This window comes from Chryseosolibacter histidinae (genome assembly GCF_018598225.1).
Lineage (GTDB): Bacteria > Bacteroidota > Bacteroidia > Cytophagales > Cyclobacteriaceae > Chryseosolibacter > Chryseosolibacter histidini.
Genome location: NZ_JAHESF010000046.1, coordinates 48,179 through 54,890, shown reverse-complemented (window position 1 = coordinate 54,890; position 6,712 = coordinate 48,179). Strand labels below are relative to the sequence as shown.

The 6,712-nt window shown below is 51.5% G+C and carries 8 protein-coding genes; 2 read left to right on the top strand and 6 right to left on the bottom strand.

Annotated elements, in window-relative coordinates; all coding sequences use genetic code 11:
* Positions 1-1,044 (top strand): dihydrolipoyl dehydrogenase family protein (locus KK083_RS27800; RefSeq protein ID WP_254169413.1); only part of this gene is annotated, 1,044 nt, incomplete at its 5' end.
* 13 nt (positions 1,045-1,057) lie between these two features.
* Positions 1,058-1,630 carry a hypothetical protein gene (locus KK083_RS27795; protein WP_254169412.1) on the top strand — a complete coding sequence of 191 codons (573 nt, stop codon included), beginning with the start codon at positions 1,058-1,060 and terminating at the stop codon, positions 1,628-1,630.
* 155 nt (positions 1,631-1,785) lie between these two features.
* Here KK083_RS27795 and hisIE read toward each other — a convergent pair whose 3' ends face one another.
* The 6 genes from hisIE to hisC form a co-directional block, all read right to left on the bottom strand.
* A complete protein-coding gene (gene hisIE / locus KK083_RS27790; RefSeq protein ID WP_254169411.1) occupies positions 1,786-2,385 on the bottom strand; it encodes a bifunctional phosphoribosyl-AMP cyclohydrolase/phosphoribosyl-ATP diphosphatase HisIE in 600 nt (199 codons plus the stop codon).
* Complete coding sequence (gene hisF / locus KK083_RS27785) at positions 2,378-3,142, bottom strand: imidazole glycerol phosphate synthase subunit HisF (RefSeq protein WP_254169410.1); 765 nt, start codon at positions 3,140-3,142, stop codon at positions 2,378-2,380. The genes hisIE and hisF overlap by 8 nt, the downstream gene beginning before the upstream one ends.
* A 1-nt stretch (position 3,143) precedes the next feature.
* A complete protein-coding gene (gene hisA, locus KK083_RS27780) occupies positions 3,144-3,857 on the bottom strand; it encodes a 1-(5-phosphoribosyl)-5-[(5-phosphoribosylamino)methylideneamino]imidazole-4-carboxamide isomerase (RefSeq protein ID WP_254169409.1) in 714 nt (237 codons plus the stop codon).
* The gene (gene hisH, locus KK083_RS27775; RefSeq protein WP_254169408.1) at positions 3,854-4,438 is read right to left on the bottom strand and encodes an imidazole glycerol phosphate synthase subunit HisH; all 585 of its coding nucleotides are present in this window, start codon (positions 4,436-4,438) and stop codon (positions 3,854-3,856) included. The genes hisA and hisH overlap by 4 nt, the downstream gene beginning before the upstream one ends.
* 104 nt (positions 4,439-4,542) lie before the next feature.
* Positions 4,543-5,658: a bifunctional histidinol-phosphatase/imidazoleglycerol-phosphate dehydratase HisB gene (gene hisB / locus KK083_RS27770; RefSeq protein ID WP_254169407.1), complete on the bottom strand. Its 1,116-nt coding sequence runs from the start codon at positions 5,656-5,658 to the stop codon at positions 4,543-4,545.
* A complete protein-coding gene (gene hisC / locus KK083_RS27765) occupies positions 5,655-6,707 on the bottom strand; it encodes a histidinol-phosphate transaminase (protein ID WP_254169406.1) in 1,053 nt (350 codons plus the stop codon). Before hisC ends, hisB begins: the two co-directional genes overlap by 4 nt.
* Between the last annotated feature and the right edge of the window lie 5 nt (positions 6,708-6,712).

Here is a 6,712-nt window from a genome sequence, read left to right as displayed (position 1 = left end):
ACAGGAAGCCGTCCGCGTTATCTGCCCGAGTTACCGATCGATGAAAAGATCGTGATGACCAGCGATGGCATCGAGAACATGGATGATTTTCCGGAAAGTATGGTGATCGTGGGCGCTGGTGTTATCGGTTGCGAGTATGCCACGATCTTTTCCGGCTTCGGAAAAACTAAAGTGCACCTGATCGATAAAGGCGACCGCATCCTGCCGTTTGAAGATGAAGATGTGGTACGCGTGATCGAGCGCAATATGGAGAACAACGGCGTGCTGATCCACCGGAATTCGCGGCTGATCCGTATGGAAGTAAAAAACGATCGCGTGGAGTACGAGCTCGAGTACACGGACGGTGGCAAGGAGATCTTCAATGTGGCAAAAGCCCTTGTGGCGGTGGGTAGAACCCCTAACTATGAAGAGCTTTGGGAAGACAACGTTACCATCAATATCACCAAACGTGGCATTGAAGATAACGACACACAGACCAACATTGGCAATATTTATGCTGTAGGAGATATTACATCAGACATTTCGCTGGTCAACGTGGGGGAGCTGGAGGGGCGGTACGCTGTGGAGAAGATCTTCGGTAATCCGAAACGGAAACTGGTGTACGAGAACATCAGCACCATCATGTTCCTGAACCCGGAAGTGGCAGGGGTGGGGCTGAACGAAGTGAGCGCCCGTGAAAAGGGCATCGACTACAAAGTTGTTACCCTCGACTACGCTTGTATTCCCCGTGCCATCGCCAAACGCAATACACAGGGGTTTATCAAGCTGCTGGTGAGCAACGACGAGCAGATGAAGATCCTGGGCCTGAAGATCGTGGGCAACCACGCTTCCAGTGCCATGCAGGCTGTGGCGCTGCTCATTTCGATGGATAAAGGTATTGAAGAGCTGGCGGAATGTGTGCACCCCCATCCGTCTATCACAGAGGGGATCCAGGAATGTGTGCGCATGCTGCTGGGAAAATCATTGTTTAAGCCCGATGCCATGAGGGGTAAGCTTTCATGTCGCACGAGCACCAGTGGTGTATACGAGGATATCTGTTTCTAAAAACGTCATGGTTATGCGCAAAGTGTATGGAGTACTGCTCGTTGTTATGCTGATGTCGCACCTGGCTGAAGCGCAGCCGAGATCCGATAAGAAGCTCAAGAAAACCGTTTACGAGGAAGTTGATTTCGAGGACATGATGCGGCGTTACTTCGGAAAAGAGAAGAGCGACCCTCTCGAAGGCATCTATTCCGTATCATGTGTGATCGTGAAGCGAAACAAACGTTTCTTAAGCAAACGCGAAAAGATCACCATCGTGGAGCGTAAGGATAATTACGCGCGGATAGCCATCCTCCGCGACTGGCCCAGCTCCACACGCGACTACCTGGAGGTTTCGCTCAGCTACCGCGATGCTAAAAAATATCCCGTGGTAGGCGAGCTGAGCGTGCTGGCCGAGGGAAAGACCTTTATCTACAAACACATTGAGCCTAATGGAACGTCGATCTCATTCTCCATGGTAAACGAGTCAGCCGAAATGCTCGAAGCGGAGTATTCGGAAATGGAACGGCGCAAGACCATCACCTACAAGCTCTCGTACCTGAAGACCTACCCGAAAACGTCTGACCTCACCGTGTATAACGACAAGTAGTTGCCAGTTGCCGGTTACCGGTTGCCAGTTTTGAGAGGTTTACACTTTCACGTATGGGTTCTGTGTCTCATTCACCCGTGTGCAGAAACAAAAATCACGACGTCCACACTGCACGAAACCGGCTATCCGGCAACTGGCAACCGGCAACTGATTCCCTATTTCTTGTGCCGCTTTTTCAAAACACTGAGCACGTCATCGAAGGTATACCCCTTCTCCTGCAGCAACACCAGGTAATGGAACATCAGGTCTGCGGCCTCGTTGAGGAACAGCTCCTTGTTATTGTCCTTGGCTTCGATGATGAGCTCAACGGCTTCTTCACCTACTTTTTGTGCGATCTTGTTGAGGCCCGATTCAAAGAGGCTGGTGGTGTACGATGACTTGGATGGATTGACCTTTCTGTCGTGGATGACCTTTTCGAGCGCGTCGATATTCCATTGCTCGTTGATTTCATTGAAGCAGGTGTCGGCTCCGGTATGGCATGCAGGTCCCCGGGGGTGCACTTTCACTAACAATGTGTCGTTGTCGCAGTCGGAGACGATGTCCACCAGGTCGAACACATTGCCGGAAGTTTCACCTTTCATCCACAGGCGTTGTTTGCTGCGGCTGAAGAAGACCACCTTTTTTTCCTGGATCGTTTTGTTGTAAGCTTCTTCGTTCATGAATCCCAGCATGAGCACACGTTGCGTGGTGGCATCCTGGATGATGCAGGGAACGAGTCCGTTCAGCTTGCTGAAATCTATTGTTAAATTATTCATGGCCTGGTCTGATGTTGATTCCTTTTTGCTGTAAGAATGATTTCAGGGCGGGGATCTTGATCTCGCCGAAGTGGAAGATGCTGGCTGCCAGCGCTGCATCAGCTTTTCCTAAAACGAAGGCGTCCATAAAATGTCCTTCGTTGCCGGCACCGCCCGAAGCAACAACAGGTATGTGCAGCAGCCCGTTGAGCTTGGCGAGTGGATCGATGGCGAACCCGCTCTTGGTGCCGTCGTGGTCCATGCTGGTGAACAAAATTTCGCCGGCGCCGCGTTCCTGGCCTTCTTTAGCCCACGTAAACAATTTCTTATCGGTGGGTTGTTTGCCGCCGTGGGTATGCACTGTCCACTGGTTGCCCACCCTGCGCGCGTCTATCGCCAGCACAATACATTGAGACCCGAAGGCTTTGGCGAGCTCGTCGATCAGCTGCGGATTGCGTACGGCTGAAGAGTTGATGCTCACCTTGTCTGCGCCCGATTCCAGCAAAGGGCCTACATCCTCAGGGCTGCTGATGCCACCGCCTACTGTGAATGGAATATTGATGTGCCTGGCGATCTGCTTTACCAGCGATGCCAGTGTTTTCCGTTTTTCATTGGTAGCGGAGATGTCCAGGAACACCAGCTCGTCGGCACCTTGTTCCGCATAAGCCGCGGCCAGTTCCACGGGATCGCCCGCATCGCGGATATTGACAAAATTGACACCCTTTACAGTGCGCCCGTCTTTGATGTCGAGGCAGGGTATGATACGTTTTGTGAGCATATCAGAATTTCGTGAGTTCTTCCAGTTTGATCTTTCCTTCGTAAATAGCTTTACCGATAATGACACCGTCCATTCCCAGTGTCTTCAGCTTCTCCAGATCGGAGACTGCGCTTACGCCACCACTGGCGATCCATTGTATGCCGGGAAACCGTTTTACCAGTTTTTGATAAAGGGCTTCGTTCGGGCCACTCAGCATGCCGTCGGTGCTGATGTCGGTGCAGGTGATGTACCGGATACCATGTTGCTCGAAATCCTTCACGAAATCCTCGATGGTGATAGAAGCACTTTCCAGCCAGCCGCTGATCTGTACCAGCTCGTTCTTGACATCAGCGCTGAGAATGATCTTGTCTGCGCCAAACTTGCTGATCCAATGAAATACCAGTTTCGGATCTTTCACGGCAATGCTGCCCAGGTTCACCTGCTTCACCCCATGGTCGAGCAGCTTTGTGATATCGTCTTCTTTTTTGATACCTCCTCCAAAATCTACCTGGAGCTTTGTTGCCGAGGTGATGGCTTTTACCACGGCCCAATTCTTCACAGCGCCTGCTTTCGCGCCATCGAGGTCTACCAGGTGGAGGTATTTTATGCCGGCGTTTTCAAAACTTTTGGCTACGGCCAGCGGATCTTCGTTGTAGATCTTTTTCTGGGCATAGTCGCCCTGGGTAAGACGTACACATTTTCCGTCGATAATATCAATAGCGGGAATGATCCTCATGACCTTAAAAAAGTTTTTAGTACAAGCTCGCCAGCTTCCGCGGATTTCTCCGGGTGGAATTGCACAGCGTAAAAATTATCCTTGCGCATGGCCGCGCTGAAAGGATTGATGTATTCTGTAACGGCCGATGTATGCGGATTCACCGGCACGTAGAAGCTGTGAACAAAGTATACGTTTTTGTTTTGAAGGGCAGGATCCATCCAGCCATTGGAAAGCTTCAGCTGGTTCCATCCCATGTGCGGAACTTTCATGTCGCCCTTGGGGATGAATTGTTTTACCGTCTCATCGAAGATGCCAAGACAGTCCGTGTTGTTTTCTTCCGAGTGCCGGCACATCAGCTGCATACCGAGGCAGATACCGAGCACCGGTTGCTTCAGGCCCAGGATCACTTTATCGAGACCTTTGTTCCTCAGGTAGTTCATGGTGGTGCTGGCTTCACCCACCCCAGGAAACAGGACTTTGTCCGCGCTGCTGATCTGCTCCGGATCATCCGTGATCGTAAAATCGACCCCCAGTCGCTCCAGCGCGAAGGAGACGGATTGGATGTTGCCGGCGTTGTATCGTATTATGGAAAGTTTCATTTTTCTTATTTCAGTGTTTTGTTCCCGCAGATTCCGCAGATAGTCGCAGATCTTTTTCTGCGTTGATCAGCGCGATCTGCGGGAAATAAAGGACTCACTTTGTATCATAACACTCCCTTGGTACTTGGCAACTGATTCCCTTCTCGCTTCACTGCAACTTTTATCGCTTTCGCGAAAGCTTTGAAGATCGCTTCTATCTTGTGGTGCTCGTTGGTTCCTTCGGCCTTGATGTTCAGGTTGCTCTTCGAGGTGTCTGAGAACGATTTGAAGAAATGGTAGAACATCTCGGTCGGCATTTCTCCGATCTTCTCGCGTTTGAATTCGGCTTCCCATACCAGCCATGGCCTTCCGCCAAAGTCAAGGGCCACCTGCGCGAGGCAGTCATCCATCGGCAGGCAGAAGCCGTAACGCTCGATGCCACGTTTATCCCCCAGCGCTTTCAGGAACGCTTCACCCAGTGCCAGCGCCGTATCTTCAATGGTATGGTGCTCATCGATGTGCAGGTCGCCTTTCACTTTTATTTCGAGATCGATGTTGCCATGTCTTGACAATTGATCGAGCATGTGATCGAAGAAACCGAGGCCTGTTGTGATGGACGACTTCCCGTTCCCGTCAAGATTGATGTTGATGCTGATGTCCGTTTCTTTGGTAGTACGGGTCACAGACGCTTTTCTTTCGGGCTGGCTCACGAGTTTATAAACTGCTTCCCAGCTTGCCGACGTCAGCGCGCAGCATGCTTCCAGCCCTGCCTCTTTCACTTTCGGAGCGAGGCTTCCGCTGTTGATCAGGATACCTTTTGCACCGATGTTGTGGGCGAGCTGAATATCAGTGACACGGTCGCCGATCACGTAAGAATTTTTCAGGTCATACGATCCCGTAAGGAAATCGGTGAGCATGCCGATGCCGGGTTTTCGCGTGGGTTTATTCTCGTGTGCAAAAGAGCGGTCTATCAGGATCCGTGAGAACCGGATGCCTTCGTTCTCAAAGGCTTTCAGCATCTTCTCATGCGCCGGCCAGAAGGTGTCTTCGGGGAAGCTCTCGGTGCCAAGGCCGTCCTGGTTGGTGACCATCACAAGCTCATAATCCGATTCGCGCACGATCTTGCCGAGCCAGGTGAATATACCCGGATAGAACTCCAGCTTTTCAAGGCTGTCGATCTGCTGATCGGGAGGTTCAATGATAAGAGTTCCGTCGCGGTCGATGAACAATACTTTTTTCATAATTTTTTAAGTGCCTCGATGAGTTTGTCGTTTTCTTCAGGAGTTCCTACCGTGATGCGAATACAGTTGTAGCACAGCGTAACCCGCGAGCGATCCCGGACGATGATCTTGTTATCGGTCAGGTATTGATACGTGAAGGGAGCATCTTTGACGCGCACCAGTACAAAGTTGGCATCGGAGTGAAACACCTTGTCAACGATCTTCAAAGACCTCAGCGCCTTCACAAGCTTGTCGCGCTGCGTGAGGATCTCATCCACCCAGATGTCTTTCCGGTAGGCGTTATCCAGCGCATCGAGCGCGAGGTCCTGCGTGCGGATGTTCACGTTATACGGATACTTGATCTTGTTCAGGATGTGAATGATCTCCGGCGATGCAAAGCACATTCCCAGGCGAAGGCCGGCGAGGCCCCAGGCTTTTGAGAAAGTTTGCAACACCACCAGGTGCGGGTATTTGGCAAGCTCGTGCACAAAACTCTTGCTTTTGGCGAAGTCGATGTAGGCTTCGTCTATCACCACCAGGCCGTAGAAACGTTTGAGCACCTCCATGATCTTGTCGCGGCTGAGCAGGTTGCCCGTGGGATTATTGGGGCTGCAGAGAAAGAGGATCTTGGTTGACGCATCGAAAGTTTTAGGGAGCGCTTCGAGGTCGAGGTCGAAGTCGGGTGTGAGCACCACCTGTTGTACATTGACGCCATTCACTTCGGCGCAGACGGAGTACATGCCATAGGTGGGATCTGTGATCAGTATCGAATCCTGGTACGGTTCGCAGAATGCCCTGATCAGGAGGTCGATGGCTTCGTCGCTGCCGTTGCCGAGGAATATGTTCGCGGGATCAACGCCCTTCGCCTCGGCCAGCTTTGCTTTCACGGAGCGCTGCAGCGGGTCGGGGTAGCGGTTATAGGGTGAGGGGTAGGGGTTTTCATTGGCGTCGAGGAAAACCTCCGCTTCACCTTTGAACTCGTCGCGGGCAGAGGAGTAAGGTTTCAGGGTGAGGATGTTCTTTCTCACCAGTGTATTGATGTCGATAAAAGATTTAGATCGTTTTGTCATGGTGT

Bases quoted from the DNA above. Each gene is read 5' to 3' on its own strand.
- hisC (WP_254169406.1), bottom strand. From the start codon at position 6,707: ATGACAAAACGATCTAAATCTTTTATCGACATCAATACACTGGTGAGA.
- hisB (WP_254169407.1), bottom strand. From the start codon at position 5,658: ATGAAAAAAGTATTGTTCATCGACCGCGACGGAACTCTTATCATTGAA.
- hisIE (WP_254169411.1), bottom strand. From the start codon at position 2,385: ATGAATAATTTAACAATAGATTTCAGCAAGCTGAACGGACTCGTTCCC.
- hisH (WP_254169408.1), bottom strand. From the start codon at position 4,438: ATGAAACTTTCCATAATACGATACAACGCCGGCAACATCCAATCCGTC.
- hisA (WP_254169409.1), bottom strand. From the start codon at position 3,857: ATGAGGATCATTCCCGCTATTGATATTATCGACGGAAAATGTGTACGT.
- KK083_RS27795 (WP_254169412.1), top strand. From the start codon at position 1,058: ATGCGCAAAGTGTATGGAGTACTGCTCGTTGTTATGCTGATGTCGCAC.
- hisF (WP_254169410.1), bottom strand. From the start codon at position 3,142: ATGCTCACAAAACGTATCATACCCTGCCTCGACATCAAAGACGGGCGC.